Genomic DNA, 19733 nt, shown 5'->3' on the forward strand with positions numbered 1-19733 from the left:
TCGGCGCTGAGGTGCGGCTCAGTTCCTTATCGACGCTCAGGGGCGGGGTGGGGGCTATCTTTGCCAGTCGGTCAAAGCCGATAGCCGGTACTCAGGCCCTCCACCCCAACACCTCCACCATACAAGCCGGTTCCACGGGTAGGCTGGCGTTGGGGCAGCGCGCGCTCAAAGCTTGGTCGGCTTCTCCTCGGACGGATAGATCCGCCGATACAGCGGGTCCACCAGCATCAGCACCGCGATCAGCCGGCACACCTGGAACGCAGTCACCACCGGCACGCCGAGCTGCAGCACCTTGGCCGTGATGGCCATTTCGGTGATGCCCCCGGGCGATGAGCCCAGCAGCAGCGTGACCCATGACAGCCCGGTCGCCCAGGCCAGCGCCCCGGCAAAGAGGGCGCACACCCCCATCAGCACCAGCGTGCCCAGCGCCACCGACACCATCCACCGCGGCGCAGTGCGCAAGAAGTCGGCCCGAAAGCGCACCCCCAGGCTCACCCCGATCACCAGTTGCGCGGCGTTCACCATCACCTGCGGCACGGCCGACAGGCTGATGCCCGCCATGGTGATACCCATCGACACCAGCATGGCGCCCATGAACCAGGGGTTGGCCCGACCGAGCTTGTCCATCAACAACGCGCCCACGCCCGTGAGCATGGCCAGCAGCGCCAGGCCGGGCAGGTCGACCACGCGCGCCACCGTGGGCGGCAGCACGTCCAGGCCGTGCAGGCCGCTCCACTGCAGCGCAAATGGAATCGTGACGGTGACGATGAGCAGGCGCAGGCTGTGGCTGGCCGCCACCAGGTCGGTGCGGGCGTTCTCGCGCTCGGCCAGCAGCGTCATCTCCGACGCGGCGCCGATGGCCCCCGCGAAGTAGCTGGTGGCGCGCATCATCGGTGCCGGCACGCCATGCATGCGCGGTGCATGCACCCGGTACAGCCAGGCACCGAACAGCCAGCCCAGGAACAGCGCCCACACGATGCCCAGCGCAATGGCCCACCACAGCCCGCCTATCAGTGCCACCACCTGCGGCGTGAAGTACAGGCCCAGCGCCGCGCCGATGGTCCACTGCCCGGCATTGCGCAGCGGCCCCCAGCTCTCCGTCGGCCCGCCGACGATGGACACCACCGACGTGGCCAACAGCGGGCCGATCATCCAGGGCAGCGGCGTGCGCAGGGCCACGCAGGCGGCGGCCGCGGCCCAGGCCAGCAGCAGCGTGCCCAGCACGCGGGCGGCGAATTTCAAGCGGGGAGGCAGGGGGGACAAAGGGAACAGGGGTGATGACGACACAGTGACGGCACGCGCAAAAAGGCAACGCCGAGTATCGCGCCCCGCCCGCCACCCCAGGTGGCCAGGCCTTACCCGCCCGGCATGGCAGGCATCGCCAAAGACAGGGCGCAGGGACCGGACCTAGGTCATGGCGGCCTGCGCCAGCAGCGACAGCCGCTGCACCAGGGGCTCGAACAGTTCCACCGGCGTGTTGCCGTAGCCCAGCACCAGGCCGTTGTCCTGCGGCTGCGGCTGCATCGCAAAGCCCGACAGCGGCGACGGCGCCATGCCATGGCTGCGCGCCGCGGCTGCGATGGCGTGGTCCGGGCAGTTGGCGGGCAGGCGCACCAGCAGGTGCATGCCGCAGTGCCCGCCCTCGGTCTGGTGGGGCACCGCCAGGTGCCGCGCCAGCGCGGCCCGTAGCGCCTGCTGGCGCTCGCGGTACAGGCGGCGCATGCGGCCCAGGTGGCGGCTGAACTGGCCGCTGTCCATGAAATGCGCCATGGCCAGTTGCGCGTGCCGCTGGCCGCCGCGCAGCATCTCGGCCAGCGGCAGGCGCACGGCGTCCAGCACGGCCGCGGGCAGCACCACGAAGCCCAGGCGCAGCGACGGGAACATCGTCTTGCTGAAAGTGCCCACGTACAGCACCGGGGCGCCGTCCACCAGCCCCTGCATGGCGCCGATGGGCTCGCCCGCGTGGCGGAACTCGCTGTCGTAGTCGTCCTCGATGATCCACGCGCCGTGGCGCCGCGCCTGCTCGATGAGCGCCAGCCGCCGCGCCACCGACATCACCGCACCGCCCGGGTACTGGTGCGATGGCGAGGTGTAGACCAGGCGCGGGGTGCGCAGCGTCCAGTCGGACTCGTTCGCCACCAGCCCCTGCGCGTCGACCCGCAGTGGCACGGTGCGCAGGTCACCCGCCTGCAGGGCGGATTTGGCGCCCCGGTAACCGGGGTCTTCCACCCAGGCCACGTCGCCGGGGTTCGACAGCAGGCGCACGCACAGCACCAGCGCCTCTTGCGCGCCTTCGGTGATGACCACCTGCTCGGCCGCACAGCGCACGCCACGCGCCACGGCCAGGTGGCGCGCGATGGCCGTGCGCAGCGCCATCTCGCCCAGCGGGTCGCCATAGCCCAGCGCTGCCGGGCCGCCACCGAGCACCGCGTGGTCGAGCGCACGGCGCCAGGCCGCCAGCGGAAACTGCGAGAGCGCCGGCATGCCCGGGCTCAGTGCCAACGGTGTGGCGCCGGTGCGTGGTGCGCGCGGCTGGATGAGCGCGAGGCGGGCGGCCATCGCCGGAACTTCCGGCACCGCCGGCGCCGGGTGCCGGGCGGCCGACGGCCCGGCTGGCCGCTGCGCCAGCGCCGCCACCCGCGTGCCCTGCCGGTCCGACACCACATAGCCCTCGGCCACCAGTTGCTCGTAGGCCGCGGTCACCGTGTTGCGCGACAGGGCCAGGCCCTCGGCCAGCGCACGCGACCCCGGCAGCGCGCTGCCGGCCACCAGCCGCCCGTCGAAGATCGCGTGGCGCAGCCGCTGGAAGAGCTGCCGCCGCAATGGCTCCGCGCCGGGCCCGTGGTCCAGCGCGCGTTCGAGCAGCGTCTGCGCGACCGGGGCTTGCGGGGTTGGCCGTGCCATCTGGGCTGCACGGGAAGGCGATTGACCGCTGGGCACAGCGCTGGCCATGCGTGGCACCTTAAAAAGCCTGGATTCTGGCACTTTTCACCACACCACGCTGCCGCTAACTTCAGGGCGTCTTCAGCCGACACCTCTTTCTTTCTCTTTTCTCTATCTCTCTGCAAGGACCCCGCGCATGCCATCTTCCGTTGTGAACGAATACCAGCAACCCGTGGGCGCACCGCTGCCCGGCTGGAGCCCCCGGCCGCGCCCGGCCCGCACCGTGCTCGAAGGCCACTACGGCCGACTGGAACCGCTGGACGCCGCCCGCCATGCCAGCGACCTGTACGCCGCCTACGCGCAGGCGCCGGACGGCCGCGGCTGGACCTACATGGGCGTGGGGCCGTTCACCGACGCTGCCAGCTACCGCGCCCACTGCGAGCAGGCCGCCGCCAGCACCGACCCGCTGCACTACGCCGTGATCGACCGGCGCACCGGCCGCGCCGTGGGCACGCTGTCGCTGATGCGCATCGACCCGGCCCACGGCGTGGTCGAGGTGGGGCATGTGATGTTCTCGCCGCTGCTCCAGCGCACCCCGATCTCCACCGAGGCGCAGTACCTGCTGATGCAGTGTGTGTTCGCGGACCTGGGCTACCGCCGCTACGAGTGGAAGTGCGACAGCCTGAACGCGCCGTCCCGCGAGGCGGCCAAGCGCCTGGGCTTCCAGTTCGAAGGCATCTTTCGCCAGGCCCTCGTCTACAAGGGCCGCAGCCGCGACACGGCGTGGTTCTCGATCCTGGACAGCGAATGGCCCGCGTTGAAGGCAGGCTTCGAGCGCTGGCTCGCCCCGGGCAACTTCACCGAGGACGGCAGCCAGCGCGTGTCCCTGGCGGCACTGCGCGAGGGTACGGCAGCGCAAGCCGCCTGATCCGCCTGCCGATCCGCCACGCACCCTGCCCTGCGCTACCCCTGCGGGCCCGGGCGCGCTGCCACCGGGGACTGCCGCCGGCCCGCCATCTCCAGGCCCATGGCCTGCAGCGTGGCGCCGGGCAGCAGGCCATGGGCCGCCGGGTAAGCGATCTGTTCTTCGTCCTCGATGTGGCGGGCGTAGCGCTCGGCAAAGCGGTCCAGCACCGCGCCGTCGGCGGCACCGAAGGCATCGGCCCGGCCCTCCAACAGCGCCTGCAGGGGCTGGCGCGCGGCGGCCCAGTCGGCCACCATGTCGCGGTGGTCCTGCAGCAGCCGCTGCACCAGCGCCACCACCTCGGCCGGCCCTTGGGCCAGCAGGGGCGGAAACACATGCAGCTCTTCATCCTCATGGTGCAGCGGCGCCGCGATGTCGAAGTAGCGCAGCACGTCGCGGGCCGCCTGGCGGGCAGGCTCGTCGGCGCCGTGGGTCTGCACGTGGGCGCGCAGCCGTCCCAGCAATGCCAGCGTGCGCTGCACGCGCTCGTGGCAGGCCTCGAGCATGGCAAAGGGCTGCTCGAACCCCACGCCCGGCGTGTTGAAACCCGGGATCTCGCGGGCAGAGGCAGGCGTGGTCGTCATGCGGCCACTACCTCAGCCAAACCGCACGGGCTGGCCCTGGCGGTCAAAGGGGATGTACGCACCGAGCGCACCTTGCTGGATCGCATCGACCATGCGCTGCGGCGGGGCCCCGGCCTCCGCGGGGGTGGACGCCTGTTCAAGGTGCCCGGCATCGCCGCGGCAAACACCATCGCCCAGTCGTGGCCCGGCGCGGTGAACTGGCGGGCGTCCTCCACCAGTGCAGCGAACGATGGCAGCTCCTGCGGCGTCTTGTCCACGCACATCAGCGGCACCGGGGCGCAGCCCTGCCCCGCCTCGAAGCGTGCATGCTGGGCAGTGGTGGCGTCATCGGGCAGATCCACCGCCGTGAACACGAACAGCAGGCGCTGCGGCTCGGGCTGCTGGCGCGCGGCCTGCAGCAGGTCATCGCAACTTGAAATATCCATGGGGCGGCAACGAAACGGTTGTAAGAGAAAAGACAGAGAAAAAGGAAATCAGAACCCAGGCACCACGCCCCGCTGCGCATCCAGCGTGCTCACGTAGTTGCGCGCCGCAGGCCGCGACCGCGCCGACTTGCGCGACTGCACCGTGCCGATGCTGATGAAGCACAGCGCCTGTTCGGAGTCCGCCAGCCTGAACAACGAACGCAAGCCCGGCGCCTTGAGCGCCTTGCCGCTGGTGAGTGCCGAGCCGTAGCCCTGCGCCGTGGCCATGAGCAGCATGTTCTGCACCGCGCAGCCGGCCGACACCAGGCGCTCGGCCAGGTCGATGCCGGGGTCGCCGCGCTGCGCGTCCACCACGGCCAGCATGAGCACCGGCGCGCGGTGCGCCTTCTCGCGCGCCTGCGCGGCCTGCTCGGGAGTGGCGGCGGGGTCGCGCTGCTGCAGCGCCTGGGCGAACACCTCGGCCAGTGCCGCACGTGCAGCCTCGGGCACCAGCACGAACCGCCAGGGCACCAGTTGCCCGTGGTCGGGCGCGTGGGCCGCGGCCTGGAGAATCTGCGCCAGTTCGTCGGTACCGGGCCCGGGGCCCGCCAAACGCTTGGGCAGGATGGTCTGGCGCGACTGGATGAGCGTGGCCGCGATGGCCGCCACGTCGTCGATGCCACTGGCAGGCACCGCAGGCGCGGCCGTGCGCTGCCGTGCGGCGCCGCGCGGGTTCAGGGGCCAGGGGATGACAGCCATCGCAGTTCCTTGTCCAACAAACAGGGGCTCAGCCCGGACGGCCATCGGCCCGCAGGCGGCCATACCAGCCACTGAGCCGCACGCCCCAGACCCCCATGGTGGCCGCCCACAGCACGGCCGCCACCGGCAGCAGCCAGGCCCAGGCCACGCCGAATGCGCCCGGCATGGCCGCCGCGATGCGCAGCAGCGTGGCCGCCTGCAGCAACCAGAACAGTGCCCAGACGATGCGGTCGGCCACGAGCGCTCGGCCGCTGTGGCCGCACGACACGCGCGTGACCATGGCCAGCATCAGCGATGCCAGGCACCCCATGGTGAGCGCATGCAGCGCACCCAGTCCCAGCGTGCCGATGCCAAAGACCCAGGCCAGCCACGGCGACAGGCCACCCAGCAAGAACGCCACGCCCAGCCACACAAAGCCGATGTGCAGCATGGCCAGGAGCCGGTTCTTCAGGCTCTGCACCAGCCCCCACACACAGGCCAGCCACACCAGCACGCCCCCCACCACCAGCTGCAGGGCGCCGTGCACCAGCATCCAGGCGGGCCCGGCGCGGCTGGCGGGTACACCCGCCCATTCCAGCCAGGTGGCCAGCACCTGCATGCCGGCCGCGGCCAGCATGAGCCACAGCACCCAGAACGGGCGCCAAGAGCGCACCGTGGGCATGGCGCTGGAGGTAAAGAACGGAATCATCCGGTGCGCCACCGTGACGTACACCACGACCACGAAGCCCCACAGCCCCGTGTACACACAGGCCCGCGCCAGCGCATGCGTGCCCACCGCCAGGCTGAACCACAGCGCCACCAGGCTCATGCAGCCCACGCCGCAGGCCACGCCGATCACGCGGGCATGGAGCTGGTCTTCGGCGCGGCTCGCGCGCACACGCCCCCAGAACAGCGCCGTCATCCACAACAGGCCCGCGCCGGCCAGGGCCAGGCCGACCAGCACCGCGCCGATGCGCCAGTGCGCACCCACCAGCCACAGCAGCCAGCCCAGCGCCTGCAACACCAGCGGTGCGCGCAGCGCCTGCGGCGGCAAGGGGGCCACCCCCAGCCACTTGGGCCCGGCCGTGAACAGAAAGCCCGAGAAGAACAGCGGAATGAAACCCAGCGCCATCACCGCCGCATGCACGGTGGTGGGCGACATCGCGTAGTACATGCCCCACCAGCCGGTGGAGCGCGCCACCTGCACCAGCGCCCACCACGCGCCCGAGGCGACCAGCACCACCATCGCCAGGAAGAACCCCAGCCGGTGCGGCGCCAGCATCAGGTACTGCCAGCGCCAGCGCGGGTCCTGCTGCGCCACGGCCTGTGCCGACGGCTTGCCAATCGCGACAGGAATGACTTTGCTCATGGCGTGTACCTACCCTGCGAAAGATTGCCGTGCACGGCGAACGCGCTCATCCGCAGCTGCCCAGGTGGCCGCACTGCGTGCAGTAGTCGCAGCCGTCCTTGCGGATCACCGCATGGGCGCCGCATTCGCTGCACTTCTTGCCCGCCATGGCCTGTGGCACGGCCGCGGGCGGCGGCGCGGGCTCGTCCAGCGGCAGCAGTTGCTGCACCGGGTCCGCCACGCGGCGCGACAGGATGTTCTGGATGGCATAGGCCATGGCCGCCACTTCCGAGTCGTGCCACATCGGCACCAGCGTGCCGTCGTCCTTGCGGTGCTGCCCCAGGCGCACAGGGCCCCGGTCCCAGGCCACCTTGCGCATGTCGGACAGGGCCCGTTCCAGAAAACCGCCGCGCGCCGCCAGCGACAGCATGCGCATGCTGGAGGTGATCCACTGCTGCGACTCGCCGCTTTGCCCCACGGGCATGAAGAACTCGATCGCACGGTCCACCGTGCGGCCGCCCACGCCCGTGGGCACGGGCAGGAAGGACACGATGAGGTACAGCGTCTTGTGGCCCTCCTGCGTCCAGTATTCGAGCTTCTCGGCCACCGCCGACAGGCCGCCCTGCGGCCGGCTCTCGATGACAGTGCGCATCGGGTCCACAGGCGCTGCGGCGGGGGCAGCAGGCGCGGGCTTTGCCATTGCAGCGGCTTCAGGCGCGGGCTCTGCGTGCGTTTCGAGCACCGAGCCGAGGATGCTGTTGGGCCGGTAGGTGGCCAGCCCCTTGAGCCGCGCGCGCCAGGCCTGCAGGTACAGGTCCTTGAAGTCGTCGTAGGGGTAGTCCGCCGGGATGTTCACCGTCTTGGAGATGGCCGTGTCCACGAAGGGCTGCACGGTTTCCATCATCGCGATGTGGTCCTGCGCAGACATCGCCAGGGCCGAGACGAAATAGTCGGGCAGCGCATTCACGTCGCCGCCCAGGTCGCGGTACAGCCGCCAGGCGTGGTCCTCCACCGCGTACTCCAGCGTGCTGCCATCGGACTCGCGCTTCTTGCGCTTGTACATCCACGAGAACGGCGGCTCGATGCCATTGGAAGCGTTGTCGGCAAACGCCAGGCTCACCGTGCCCGTGGGCGCGATGGACAGCAGATGGCTGTTGCGGATGCCATGCTCGCGGATCGACGCCTGTATTGGCGCGGGCAGCCGGCTGGCAGAGGTGCCCTCGGCCAGGTAGCCCCGCGCATCGAACTTCGGGAACGCCCCTTTCTCGCGCGCCAGCTCCACCGACGCCGCATAGGCCGCATCGCGCATGTGCTCGGCAATGCGCGCCGCCATGGTGCGGCCCTCGGGCCGGTCGTAGCGCAGGCACAGCATGGCCAGCGTATTGCCCATGCCGGTAAAGCCCACGCCGATGCGCCGCTTGGCCATGGCCTCGTCGCGCTGCTGCGGCAGCGGCCAGAAGGTCACATCCAGCACGTTGTCGAGCGCCCGCACCTGCAGCGCCACCGCCTGGCCGAAGGCCTCGAAGTCGAACGCTGCCACACCACCAAAGCCGAAAGCGTGCCGCACGAAGCGGGTCAGGATGACGGGGCCGAGGTCGCAGCAGCCATACGACGGAAGCGGCTGCTCGCCGCACGGGTTGGTCGCCGCGATGTCCTCGCAGTAATGCAGGTTGTTGTCTTCGTTGATGCGGCCCAGGAACAGGATTCCAGGCTCGGCGAAGTCGTAGGCGGACTTCATGATCGTGTCCCACAACTGGCGCGCCCGCACGGTGGCGTAGACCCACTGGCCATCGGCCCGCTGGCGGGCGCCTTGCGCCTGCAATGCGGCGCCGGGCGCGGCCTTGTGCACCAGCTCCCAGGGGGTGTCGTTCTGCACCGCGTCGATGAAGGCGTCCGACACGCCCACCGACACGTTGAAATTGTTCCAGCGGCCCGGGGTGCGCTTGGCGGTGATGAACTCCTGCACATCGGGGTGGTCGATGCGCAGCACGCCCATCTGTGCGCCCCGGCGCGCACCCGCGCTCTCCACGGTGGAGCAGGACTGGTCGAACACGTTCATGTAGCTGCACGGCCCCGAGGCCATGGAGGCCGTGCCCTTCACATGTGCGCCCTTGGGGCGGATGCGGGAGAAGTCGTAGCCCACGCCGCCGCCACGGCGCATGGTCTCGGCCGCTTCGCGCAGCGCTTCGTAGATGCCCGGGAAGCCTTCGTCGTCCACGCCCTGGATGCAGTCGCCCACGGGCTGCACGAAGCAGTTGATCAGCGTGGCCTGGATGTCGGTGCCCGCCGCGCTCATGATGCGCCCCGCGCCGATGGCGCCGGCCTGGAGGTTGGCGAGGAACAAAGCCTCGTACTTCGCACGCAGATCGGGCGCCTCCACCGAAGCGAGCGCACGCGCCACGCGGGCGTACAGCTCGTCCACGGAGGTTTCGCCGGGCTTGAGGTACTTCTCGCGCAGCACATCCAGGCTGATGGGCTGCAGGGACGAGGGGGTGGCCAGAGTGTGCTGTGGTTCGCGCTTCATGGGTACCGATGGTTGGGGGTTCACGACAGTAGGGGCTTGCGCTGGGTCAAGACGCACGCAGTGCCATTGCAGGGGCGCCATGCGGCGCGGGGTTCAGACGCAAACAGAGACGCACGCGTGCTGCGCGTGTGCATGTCGCGCCAGGCATCGTCGAGCCACACTGGGCTGTCATGCTCGGCATGGGGGTGGGCACAAAGCCACCACTTCGGACGTCAAAGACATGGACTTCGCCCTCCTCGATCACATGGTGCCAGCCCTGCGGGCTGATCTGCCCCGACGGCACCCGACCGCGCACCATGGGTACTCCATGAGGCGCTCGAGCCGCAGCACCACCGGGCGCTGCTGCGTGCAGCAAAGGACCTCGGGCCCCGCCTGCACGGGCGGCCAGCGTCTGGAAGGTTTTCCGGTACTGCGCAAAGGCATCGTCATGGAAACGGCGCAGCCGGTCAAGTAGCTCGTCGCGCATCAAGCGGTGCTTGCGATTGGTGACAAGATTTACCCGAGCGCTGTGTCACTGCACCACCCCACAGCGTGAGGCCCGCCGCGCGTAGCATCACGCCATGCACACACCGCCATCGACCTTCTTCACATTCCGCCGCGCTGCACCTGGGCTCGCGGCGGCCAGCCTGGCGCTGCTGGGGGGCTGCACCGGCCTGGGCACAGCCCCCACGGCCTCGTCACCCACCACGACCTCTGCCACCGCTGTCTCCCCCGCTGTCTCCCCCGCCGCTTGGCCTGCGCGCCTGCAGGCCCTGCTGCCCGCCGATGTGCTGCTGCTGGGCGAAAAGCACGATGCCGCCGAGCACCAGCAATGGCAGCGCGACACCGTGCAGGCGATGGCCGCCCGGGGCCAGCTGGCAGCCGTGGTGATGGAGATGGCCGAGCAAGGCCACAGCACCACCGGCCTGCCCCGCGATGCCACCGAGGCCCAGGTGCAGGCCGCCCTGCAGTGGAAGGACGCCGCCTGGCCCTGGAAGGCCTACGGCCCGGTGGTGATGGCCGCCGTGGCTGCGGGCGTGCCGGTGTGGGGCGGCAACCTGCCCCGCGCCCGCATGCGCGACGCCATGGCCGATACCGCGTGGGACCGGCACCTGCCCGCGCCCGCTCTGCAGCGCCAGTACGAGGCGCTGCGCGAGGGCCACTGCGGCCTGCTGCCCGAGTCGCAGATCGCTCCCATGGCCCGCATCCAGATCGCCCGGGACGCCGCCATGGCCCGCACCGCGACCGAAGCGCGCGTGAGCGGCCAGACCGTGCTGCTGATTGCCGGTGGTGGCCATGTGCTGCGCAGCCTGGGCGTACCCACGCACCTGCCTGCAGGCTTGACGTCCAAAGTGGCCCTGGCACAGGCGGGAGAAGCGCAAGCAGCTGTCAAAAAAGAAGCGCCTGCAAATATGAATGCAGACACGGATGCAGATGCGGACGCCATCGTTGCCACCCCTGCCCTGCCCGCCAAGGACCACTGCGCAGAGCTGCGCGAGCAGTGGGGCAAGGGCGCAAACCCGGCGCGGTGAGGCCGGCGTGCATTCATACATTCATGCGTTCATGCATGCATGCATGCGTTCAAAAAATCCCCCATCCGTTCACGCTGAGCTTGTCGAAGCGCGGCGCGAGGCTTCGGCAAACCTGTTCTGAGCCTGCCACAGGGCTCAGCCCGAACGGGTGGAGTCATGGAGCACGGGTCCCGTAGCCAACGTGGCAGCGGGCCAAGGTGGGCCCGTCGTTCTTCCCCTTCAACGCCCCCCGCTACGCTCCCGCAGCAACGCCGCAAACGCATCCGCGGGCAGCGGCCGGCTGCACAAATAGCCCTGGTACGCGTCGCACCCGCGCTCTTGCAGAAAGGCCAGTTGCCCCTCGTCCTCCACGCCTTCGGCCAGCACCGACAGCCCCATGCTGTGCCCCATGGCGATGATGGCCGCGCTGATGGCCATGTCGTCCGCGCTTTGCGGAATGTCGCGGATGAAGCCCTGGTCGATCTTGAGCACGTCGATCGGAAAGCGCTTGAGTTGCGCCAGCGACGAGTAGCCGGTGCCGAAGTCGTCCACCGCGATGCGCACGCCCAGGCTGCGCAGGCGCAGCAGCACCTGGCGCGCCTCTTCGGTGCGCTCGGCCAGCGCGGATTCGGTGATCTCCAGCTCCAGCCATTCGCTCGGAAACCCCGAGTCCGCCAGCGCCGCCGACGTGCAGCCCGCCAGGTCGGTCAGGTGGAACTGGCGGGGCGACACGTTGACGGCCAGCGTCAGGTCCGGCAGGCCGTCGGCGCGCCATTGCTGGCCCTGGCGGCAGACCTCGCGCAACACCCATTCGCCCAGCGGGCCGATCACGCCCGAGGTCTCGGCCACCGGGATGAAGCGCGCGGGCGATATCAGCCCCTCGTCGGGGTCGTTCCAGCGCACCAGCGCTTCGGCGCCCAGGATGCGGCCCGAGCGGATGTCCACCTGCGGCTGGTAGTACATCTGCAGGTGCCCGAGCGCCAGCGCCAGCCGCAGGCGGGATTCGAGCGCCAGCCGCTCGCGCGCGGCCTGGGTCATGGCCTCGTGGAAGAAGCACCACGCGCCGCGGCCCCTCGCCTTGGCGCCGTACACCGCCGCGTGCGCGCCCTGCAGCAGCAGCTCGGTGGTGGCCGCATGCTCGGGGAACATGCAGATGCCCACGCTCACGCCGGCCACCACCTCGAAGCCGTCGGGCGAGCGCCAGGGCTCGGCCACGGCGGCGATCAGGTGCCGCGCCACCGCCGCCGCGCCGTCGGCATGGCGCATGTGGCGCGCCACCACGGCCAGCTCGTCGCCGGCCAGGCGCCCCAGCACGTCGCCGGGCCGCAGGGCCGACTGCACCTGCCGCGCAATGTGCTTGAGCACCTCGTCGCCGGTGGTGTGGCCGTAGCTGTCGTTCACGTCCTTGAAGCGGTCCAGGTTGAGCAGCAGCACGGCGATGTGCTCGCCGCTGGCGCGCGCCTCCTGCACCACCTGCTCGACCTGGTGCCCGAACCAGGCGCGGTTGGACAACCCCGTGAGCGCGTCGTTGTGCGCCAGGAATTCAAGCTGCCGCTGGTGCGCCTTTTCTTCGGAGATGTCGGTGAACATGCACACGTAGTGCGTCACCTCGCCCGCCGGGTCGCGCACGGCCGACAGCGACATGTGCTCGGGAAAGACCTCGCCGTTCTTGCGGCGGTTCCAGATCTCGCCCTGCCAGTGGCCCGTCTGGCGCAGTGTGCCCCACAGGGCGTCGTAGAACGCGCGGTCGTGCCGGCCGGACTTGAACACGCGCGGCGTCTTGCCCAGCAGCTCCTCCTCGGTGTAGCCCAGAAGGCGTGTGACGGCCGCGTTGACCGACAGGATGCGGCTGTGGGCGTCGGTCACCACCACGCCCTCGACGGTGTTGTCCACCACCGTGGCGGCCAGGCGCTGGCGGGTTTCGCTGGACTGCAGCGCGGCGCGCGCGGCCGTGATCTCGTCGAGGTCCTGCACCACGCAGACCAGGTGCGCGGGCTCGTCGCCGGCCTCGGGGATCTGCGTCACGGTGCACAGCACCGGCACCCTGCGGCCACCGCCGGGGGGCTGGCATTCGCGCTCGTCCACATAGTGGTCGATCTCGCCTGCCAGCAGGCGGGCCAGCTGCAGGGTGGCGCCGTCCGGCTCGCGCGCCAGCATCACATCGCGGAAGTTGAGGATGCGCACTTGCGCCAGCGTCACGCCCAGCAGGGCACAGAGCCGCTCGTTGGCCCACAGGAAGCGCCCGTCCGGCGCTACCCGCGCGAACCCGGCGGGCGCATGGCGCACCACCTGCGACAGCTCCCGCGCCGTGGCCCAGCGCACCTTCTCGGCGCGGCGCATGCGCCGCAGCATCCACCAGGCCAACGCGCTGGTCAGCAGCACATAGCCCCAGCCCTTCCAGGTCTGCCAGTGGGTGATCCGCGCAGGGTCGGTCACCCAGTGCGCCAACAGCGCGTCGCCCGCAAACACCCAGGCCACCCCGAGCACCAGGTACAGCAGCATCCCCCGCCAGGGAGCGAAACGCGGGACCTCGCCCGGATTGACCATCGATTTCCCCCGTTATCCGCCCACCGGCCGTACTAAGGCCGCAAAGGGCGCGGCCACACGGTGCCAGCCATGCTGCGACAATGTCGCGGCTATGACGACCAACGCCTACATCCTTACCCTGTCCTGCCCCGACCGCCTGGGGCTGGTGCACGCTGTCTCCGGCTTCCTGCTGGAGCACGGCGGCAACATCGAAGAAGCCGCGCAGTACAACGACCACGCCACGGGTCTGTTCTTCATGCGGGTGCAGTTCGCCTGCGACCAGCACGACCACGCCACGCTCAAGACCCGCCTGGCCAGCTTTGCAGAGCCCCACACCATGCGCTGGAGCCTGCACGCCACGGCAGCGCCCATGAAGACGGTGCTCATGGTCAGCAAGGAGGGCCACTGCCTGAACGACCTGCTTTTTCGCTGGAAGAGCGGCCTCTTGCCCATCGACATCCGCGCCATCGTCAGCAACCACCGCGACTTCTACCAACTGGCGGCCAGCTACAACGTGCCGTTTCACCACATCCCGGTGACCGCTGCCACCAAGCCGCAGGCCGAAGCCAGGCAGCTTGAGATTATCGAGGCCGAAGGGGCCGAGCTGGTGGTGCTGGCGCGCTACATGCAGGTCCTTTCTCTTGATCTGTGTCAAGCTTTGGCCGGACGGGCGATCAACATTCACCACAGCTTCCTGCCCAGCTTCAAGGGCGCCAAGCCCTACTACCAGGCCCACGACCGCGGCGTGAAGCTCATCGGCGCCACCGCCCACTACGTGACGGCCGACCTGGACGAAGGTCCCATCATCGAACAGGACGTGGCCCGCGCCGACCATACCGACACGGTGGAAGACCTGACCGCCCGCGGCCGCGACACCGAAAGCCAGGTGCTGGCCCGCGCTGTGAAGTGGCACAGCGAGCACCGCGTGATCCTGAACGGCCACAAGACCGTCGTCTTCCGATAGCCGTCGCATCGCCTGCAGATGGCCACTGCCGCTCCCTCGTCCTTTCTCAGCAGCGCGGCGCGGCGCATACCGCCCATCCAGTGCCTGCTGACTTTTGAAGCGCTGGCGCGCCTGCGCAGCGTGACGCAGACGGCCGAGGAGCTGTGCGTCACGCCCAGCGCGGTGAGCCACCGGGTCAAGCAGCTCGAGCAGATCCTGGGTGTGCGGCTGTTCGGGCGGGCCGACTTTTCGTTGACCACCGAGGGCAGCGCCTACCTGGCCCATGTGCGCGAGGGGCTCGGGGCGCTGCAGCGCTTTCCGGGAGCGGCGTCTGCCCCCGGCCGCCGGCGGCTCAAGCTGGCCGTCACGCCCACCTTTGCGCGCACCATCCTCATCCCGCGCCTGCGGCAGTTCACCGAGGCTTACCCCGAGATCGACCTGGCGCTGCAGGTGTCCATCCCGCTGCTCGACGTGGTGGCCGAAGACGCCGACCTGATGGTGCGCTTCGGCCCCGGCCACTATGCCGACGTGGAGCATGTGGAACTGGCCCGCGACGTGGTCACGCCCCTGGCCTCGCCCGCCTTCGTGCGCGAGCACGGGCCTTTCGACAAGCCCGAGGACCTGGAGGGTGTGCCCCTGCTGCGCAGCCCGCTCGAGCCCTGGCGTACATGGTTCGCCGCCACCGCCCTGGACTGGGCCGAGCCCAGCGAAGGCTCGCAGTTCAACGACATCGGACTGATGTGCGACGCCGCATCCGCCGGCATGGGCGTGGCCCTGGTGCGGCTGAAGCTCGGTGCGCCGTGGCTGGAGAACGGCACGCTGGTGCGCCTGTTCGACGCCGACACCGCCAGCCCGCACGCGCACTACCTGTGCTGGCGCACCGGCACCATGGACCGCTGGGAATGCGCGGCCTTTGCCGACTGGCTGCGCAAGACGATGGCGTGATCGGCAGCAGCGCGGCGCATGGCTCGCTGCGGCGCTACTTCATGGCGCCATCGGCTCACCCACGCACCACTGCAACACCGCGCCAACGCAGCATCACCATCACCGTCGCATCCATCCACCACCTGCCGACATGAATCTCACCATCCGCCCTGCACAGCCCGCCGACGCCAACGCCATCGCGCGCATCCACGTTGCGGCCTGGCAGGCGGCGTACGCCGGCATCATCGACGCTGCCTACCTGGCCGCCCTGTCCGCGGCGCAACGCGAAGGCTACTGGGCCCAAGCGATTGCCCAGGGCGCACCCGAGGTGCTGCTGGCGCAGGACGGCAGCGACGGCGCGGTGACAGGCTGGATCGCACTGGGCGACTGCCGAGACCCCGGAGCGCCCGCCACGCGGGGCGAAGTCTGGGCCATCTATGTAGACCCTGCGCGTTGGGCCCGCGGTACGGGGCACGCACTGTGGCGGCACGCCCGCGAGCACCTGTTGGCCCGTGGCAAGGCAGAGGCAAGCCTGTGGGTGCTGGCGGCCAACGAGCCTGCCATCCGGTTCTACACGCGGCAGGGATTTGTGCCGGATGCGGATGGTGTCAAAAGCATCACGGTAGCGGGCGCCACCCTGCAGGAGCTGCGGTACACGGCCTTGCTGGCGTCCAGCGGTGGGTAGTGCTTGGGCAGTGCTTGGATAGCGAGCGGGTAGCGGGTAGCGGGTAGCGGGTAGTGAGCGACCCGCAAACGACCCAGTGGGCGGCAAGTCGGTGGTGAAAACTGCAGAGGTCGCCGCGACCAGTGGCCGCAGCCAAGCCGCACAGCCTGCGGCCTCGCCAGGATTTTCACGGCCGCTCTGCAAAAATCTCACGCCCGCGCCTGACGCCATCCCCTACAGTGGCGGCATGCAGACTCCCGCCGCCACCCCTACCTCCACTGCAGCCGCCCAACCACCGGCCGGGCCTACCTCGTCAGAGCGCGCTACGCGCCAGGCGGAGGTCGTGCAGGCCCTGGGCCGCGTGGTGCCCGCCCACGCGCTGTTGTGGCACGCCGAGGACACCACCCCGTATGAATGCGACGGCCTCACCGCCTACCGCCAGCGCCCGCTGGTCGTGTGCCTGCCTGAAACGTATGAGCAGGTGCAGGCCGTGCTCCAGGCCTGCCACCACCTGCAGGTGCCCGTGGTAGCGCGCGGCGCGGGCACGGGCCTGTCGGGCGGCGCCATGCCGCATGCGATGGGCGTCACGCTGTCGCTGGCCAAGTTCAACCGCATCCTCGACCTGGACCCGGTCAGCCGCACGGCACGCGTGCAGAGCGGCGTGCGCAACCTGGCCATCAGCGAAGCCGCCGCACCGTACAGCCTGTACTACGCCCCCGACCCCAGCAGCCAGATCGCCTGCACCATCGGCGGCAACGTGGCCGAAAACTCGGGCGGCGTGCACTGCCTGAAATACGGCCTCACGGTGCACAACGTGCTGGCGGTGAAGGGCTTCACCGTGGACGGCGAGCCCGTGGAGTTCGGCAGCCAGGCGCTGGACACCCCCGGCTACGACCTGCTGGCCGCCGTGATCGGCAGCGAAGGCATGCTCGCCGTCATCACCGAAGTGACGGTGCGCCTGATCCCCAAGCCCCAGCTGGCGCGCTGCATCATGGCCAGCTTCGACGACGTGCGCAAAGCCGGCGACGCGGTGGCCGCAGTCATCGCGGCCGGCATCATCCCCGCGGGCCTGGAGATGATGGACAAGCCCATGACCGCCGCCGTGGAAGACTTCGTCAAAGCCGGCTACGACCTCACGGCCGAGGCCATCCTGCTGTGCGAGAGCGACGGCACGCCCGAAGAAGTGGAAGAAGAAATCGGCCGCATGAGCGACGTGCTGCGAGCGGCAGGCGCTACCGCCATCTCGGTCAGCCAAGACGAGGCCGAACGCCTGCGCTTTTGGAGCGGCCGCAAGAACGCTTTCCCCGCCAGCGGCCGCATCAGCCCCGACTACATGTGCATGGACTCGACCATCCCGAGGAAGCGCCTGGCGGACATCCTGCTGGCCATCCAGGCCATGGAAAAGAAATACCAGCTGCGCTGCGCGAACGTATTCCACGCAGGCGACGGCAACCTGCATCCGCTGATCCTGTTCGACGCGAACGACGCCGACCAACTGCACCGCTGCGAACTGTTCGGCGCCGACATCCTGGAGACCAGCGTGGCCATGGGCGGCACGGTGACGGGCGAACACGGCGTGGGTGTGGAAAAGCTCAACAGCATGTGCGTGCAGTTCACGGCCGAGGAGAACGCGCAGATGTTCGGGCTCAAGCACGCGTTCGACCCGGCGGGGTTGTTGAATCCGGGGAAGGTGATCCCGACGCTGAACCGGTGCGCGGAGTACGGGAAGATGCTGGTGCGCGGGGGGCAAATCAAGCATCCGGATTTGCCGAGGTTTTGAGTAATGTAGCCCTCGGCAAATTCAGAAGAAGTCAGTGGCCAAAATATCTAAGGAAAATCAGCGTGAAGAAATCTGAAAAACTGACGAGAGATGATTTTTTTGGGAACGCCGCCTTTGACATTGAGCATGCACTTAGCATGTATGCACTCAGTTTTTGCACAATCCCCGCTGCGGGTCTCTACGACAAAGAGGCGCTAGCACAGTATGCGAGTGTCCTTGACACCTGCCACATATACATGATCGGCTACACCCCAAGGATTGACTTTGTCGGGGCCGAACAGAAGGATCGAAATCTTCTGCTGTCGTTCAAGGTTCTCTCGGAAAATCATGTGGTCGAGTACGTACTGCCTGAAGGCGCCTCGCTCGGGACTGAAGGCGATCTCTTCTACGTCGGCGACAGCTCCGGAAAGAGGTTCTGGCCAAACGAAATGGACATGCAGACTAGGCTAGCCGCCACAGGCGCAGTCAAGTTCGAGGTTAAGTATGTTGGGCAGGCCTACGGACAAGGCGGATCCAGAAATGCCATAGATCGCCTCCTCAAGCACGAGACGCTTCAGAAAATTGCCTTGAAGACAGCGCCAGACGGCTATCAAATCACCTTGCTTCTGTTGGCGATTGAACCAAACAATCAGCTAGTAACCGTGATCAATCCTCGAGCGAAGAACAAGGATGAAAGCGGAACGAGAATTCGACAAGGGCTGGACAAACTCTTTAATACGACGGAGGAAGAACGTATCTCGCTCTACGAGGCCGCCCTGATCAGATACTTCTACCCCGACTTCAACAAAGAGTTCAAAGACAGCTTTCCGTCAACTAACTTGAAGATCCTACGGGACTGTTACGAGAAAGACTTCTCCGCTGTAGTGGCGGAAATTTGCATCGATGGCCTGCCTTTCCGACTGTGGTCTAACGCTGTCGGACCTAAGCTGTATCACATCGCCAAACACGACCTGCACAAGAGTGAAGAACGTAGGATGTTCTTCGGTCTATAGGTTCTAGCGACTTGGCGTTGCGTGCCAGTTAAATCCAACGTTGAGCGTCCGCCTTCTCTAGCTGTAACTGGCTGGCCTCTGGCCGGTAGCTGCAGTAGGACCGCCGATAATCCGAAGCTCCATCGTCTTCCATTTCGCACCATGCTCAGCGACGCTCCCTCCACCCTCCTCCAATCCGGCAACGCCCTCGTCGCGCAGGCACAGGCCGTAGCCACGCAGGACTTTGCCGCAGCGCGGGCGTTGTGGCGGCAGGCGGGTGTGTTGTTTCAACGGGCGCACGAAGCCGACCCCACGCAACACGCAGCAGCGTTTCGCCTGGGTCAGGCGTGGGTGGCCGAAGCCCATGCGCTACAGAAAGAAGGATCAGAAGACGCGACCGCGATGTGGCGACAGGCGGCACTGCAGTGCGAGGTGGCCTTTGCGCTCGACCCGCACCATGCGGTGACGGCCATGCACATCGCCAGCTGCTACGCCTGGGCGCAAGACGCCGACGCCAAGCTGGCCTGGGCGCAAATTGCGCAGCATCTGCAGGAAGAACACGCAGCCAACATGGCGGCGGATGAGGCAGCACGCTAGCTGACGCAGCCCCGGCCGCGGCCGAGCAACGCGACGGCCCGTGTGGCTGTCCGGCTGTTGGCTGTTCGGCTCCCCACCCCTGTGGCTGCGCCTGCGGCGGGGCGGTTGCGGGGTGAGCATGGGCGTCGGAGCGCCCATGCCTCGTTGTCTAGCTCGCCGTGGCTGTCTGAACGAAGCGCGCAGCGCGCAGTGAGTTCCACGGCGCACCCCGCAAACGCCCCGACGCAGGTCGCCCCTTCGCAACGCGAAGGGGTCGCAGACTTGGGGTCGCCTTCTCTTTGGTGACTTTCTCTTGGAGGGTGTAGAAGAAATCTACTTCAGCCGGCTCAACAGCATCCTGGACTGCGCGAGCCATACCCATGCCTGCGCATAAAACGGCTTGCGATCATGGTG

General features: G+C 68.6%; 16 protein-coding genes and 1 pseudogene. 9 read left to right on the plus strand and 8 right to left on the minus strand.

Annotated features, from left to right (window positions below; translation table 11 throughout):
* Nucleotides 1-165: 165 nt before the first annotated feature.
* Both ASF16_RS11615 and ASF16_RS11620 read right to left on the minus strand, forming a co-directional pair.
* The gene (locus ASF16_RS11615) at nucleotides 166-1242 is read right to left on the minus strand and encodes an AbrB family transcriptional regulator (protein WP_369817139.1); all 1077 of its coding nucleotides are present in this window, start codon (nucleotides 1240-1242) and stop codon (nucleotides 166-168) included.
* 165 nt (nucleotides 1243-1407) lie between these two features.
* The gene (locus ASF16_RS11620; RefSeq protein ID WP_056166997.1) at nucleotides 1408-2904 is read right to left on the minus strand and encodes a PLP-dependent aminotransferase family protein; all 1497 of its coding nucleotides are present in this window, start codon (nucleotides 2902-2904) and stop codon (nucleotides 1408-1410) included.
* A 175-nt stretch (nucleotides 2905-3079) separates the two neighbouring features.
* Here ASF16_RS11620 and ASF16_RS11625 point away from each other — a divergent pair, with 175 nt between their 5' ends.
* Complete coding sequence (locus ASF16_RS11625; protein WP_056166957.1) at nucleotides 3080-3811, plus strand: GNAT family N-acetyltransferase; 732 nt, start codon at nucleotides 3080-3082, stop codon at nucleotides 3809-3811.
* 35 nt (nucleotides 3812-3846) lie between these two features.
* On the opposite strand, the gene ASF16_RS11630 is transcribed toward ASF16_RS11625, so the two are convergent.
* The 5 genes and pseudogenes from ASF16_RS11630 to ASF16_RS11650 all read right to left on the minus strand — a co-directional run bounded on the left by ASF16_RS11630 (nucleotide 3847) and on the right by ASF16_RS11650 (nucleotide 9445).
* The gene (locus ASF16_RS11630) at nucleotides 3847-4431 is read right to left on the minus strand and encodes a hemerythrin domain-containing protein (RefSeq protein ID WP_056166960.1); all 585 of its coding nucleotides are present in this window, start codon (nucleotides 4429-4431) and stop codon (nucleotides 3847-3849) included.
* 12 nt (nucleotides 4432-4443) lie between these two features.
* A pseudogene (locus tag ASF16_RS11635) lies at nucleotides 4444-4856 on the minus strand (ribonucleotide reductase subunit alpha).
* 48 nt (nucleotides 4857-4904) lie between these two features.
* Nucleotides 4905-5594: a nitroreductase gene (locus tag ASF16_RS11640; protein ID WP_082516881.1), complete on the minus strand. Its 690-nt coding sequence runs from the start codon at nucleotides 5592-5594 to the stop codon at nucleotides 4905-4907.
* 28 nt (nucleotides 5595-5622) lie between these two features.
* On the minus strand, nucleotides 5623-6942 hold the full coding sequence (locus ASF16_RS11645; protein WP_056166963.1) for an NnrS family protein: 1320 nt from the start codon (nucleotides 6940-6942) through the stop codon (nucleotides 5623-5625).
* A 46-nt stretch (nucleotides 6943-6988) separates the two neighbouring features.
* Complete coding sequence (locus ASF16_RS11650; RefSeq protein ID WP_056166965.1) at nucleotides 6989-9445, minus strand: adenosylcobalamin-dependent ribonucleoside-diphosphate reductase; 2457 nt, start codon at nucleotides 9443-9445, stop codon at nucleotides 6989-6991.
* 220 nt (nucleotides 9446-9665) lie between these two features.
* On the opposite strand from ASF16_RS11650, the gene ASF16_RS27135 reads away from it, so the two are divergent.
* Together ASF16_RS27135 and ASF16_RS11660 are read left to right on the plus strand one after the other, a co-directional pair.
* Complete coding sequence (locus ASF16_RS27135) at nucleotides 9666-9899, plus strand: hypothetical protein (RefSeq protein ID WP_056166968.1); 234 nt, start codon at nucleotides 9666-9668, stop codon at nucleotides 9897-9899.
* Nucleotides 9900-10005: 106 nt separating this feature from the next.
* Nucleotides 10006-10956: a ChaN family lipoprotein gene (locus tag ASF16_RS11660; RefSeq protein WP_056166971.1), complete on the plus strand. Its 951-nt coding sequence runs from the start codon at nucleotides 10006-10008 to the stop codon at nucleotides 10954-10956.
* 219 nt (nucleotides 10957-11175) lie between these two features.
* Here ASF16_RS11660 and ASF16_RS11665 read toward each other — a convergent pair whose 3' ends face one another.
* Entirely contained in the window at nucleotides 11176-13437 is a 2262-nt protein-coding gene (locus ASF16_RS11665) for a putative bifunctional diguanylate cyclase/phosphodiesterase (RefSeq protein ID WP_369817140.1), read from the minus strand.
* Between the two features lie 136 nt (nucleotides 13438-13573).
* Here ASF16_RS11665 and purU point away from each other — a divergent pair, with 136 nt between their 5' ends.
* The 6 genes from purU to ASF16_RS11695 all read left to right on the plus strand — a co-directional run bounded on the left by purU (nucleotide 13574) and on the right by ASF16_RS11695 (nucleotide 19340).
* Nucleotides 13574-14425 (plus strand): formyltetrahydrofolate deformylase, encoded by an 852-nt coding sequence (gene purU / locus ASF16_RS11670; RefSeq protein ID WP_056166978.1) that lies wholly within the window; start codon nucleotides 13574-13576, stop codon nucleotides 14423-14425.
* An 18-nt stretch (nucleotides 14426-14443) separates the two neighbouring features.
* Nucleotides 14444-15349 (plus strand): LysR substrate-binding domain-containing protein, encoded by a 906-nt coding sequence (locus ASF16_RS11675; RefSeq protein ID WP_056166981.1) that lies wholly within the window; start codon nucleotides 14444-14446, stop codon nucleotides 15347-15349.
* A gap of 130 nt (nucleotides 15350-15479) precedes the next feature.
* Nucleotides 15480-16013: a GNAT family N-acetyltransferase gene (locus ASF16_RS11680; protein WP_056166984.1), complete on the plus strand. Its 534-nt coding sequence runs from the start codon at nucleotides 15480-15482 to the stop codon at nucleotides 16011-16013.
* Between the two features lie 226 nt (nucleotides 16014-16239).
* Nucleotides 16240-17772, plus strand: a complete 1533-nt coding sequence (locus ASF16_RS11685) for an FAD-linked oxidase C-terminal domain-containing protein (protein WP_056166987.1) — start codon at nucleotides 16240-16242, stop codon at nucleotides 17770-17772.
* A gap of 62 nt (nucleotides 17773-17834) precedes the next feature.
* Nucleotides 17835-18764: a hypothetical protein gene (locus tag ASF16_RS11690; RefSeq protein ID WP_056166989.1), complete on the plus strand. Its 930-nt coding sequence runs from the start codon at nucleotides 17835-17837 to the stop codon at nucleotides 18762-18764.
* 141 nt (nucleotides 18765-18905) lie between these two features.
* Nucleotides 18906-19340, plus strand: coding sequence for a hypothetical protein (locus ASF16_RS11695; protein ID WP_056166992.1), 435 nt, complete (start codon nucleotides 18906-18908; stop codon nucleotides 19338-19340).
* Nucleotides 19341-19733 lie beyond the last annotated feature (393 nt).

The organism is Acidovorax sp. Leaf78 (assembly GCF_001422735.1).
GTDB lineage: Bacteria > Pseudomonadota > Gammaproteobacteria > Burkholderiales > Burkholderiaceae_C > Acidovorax.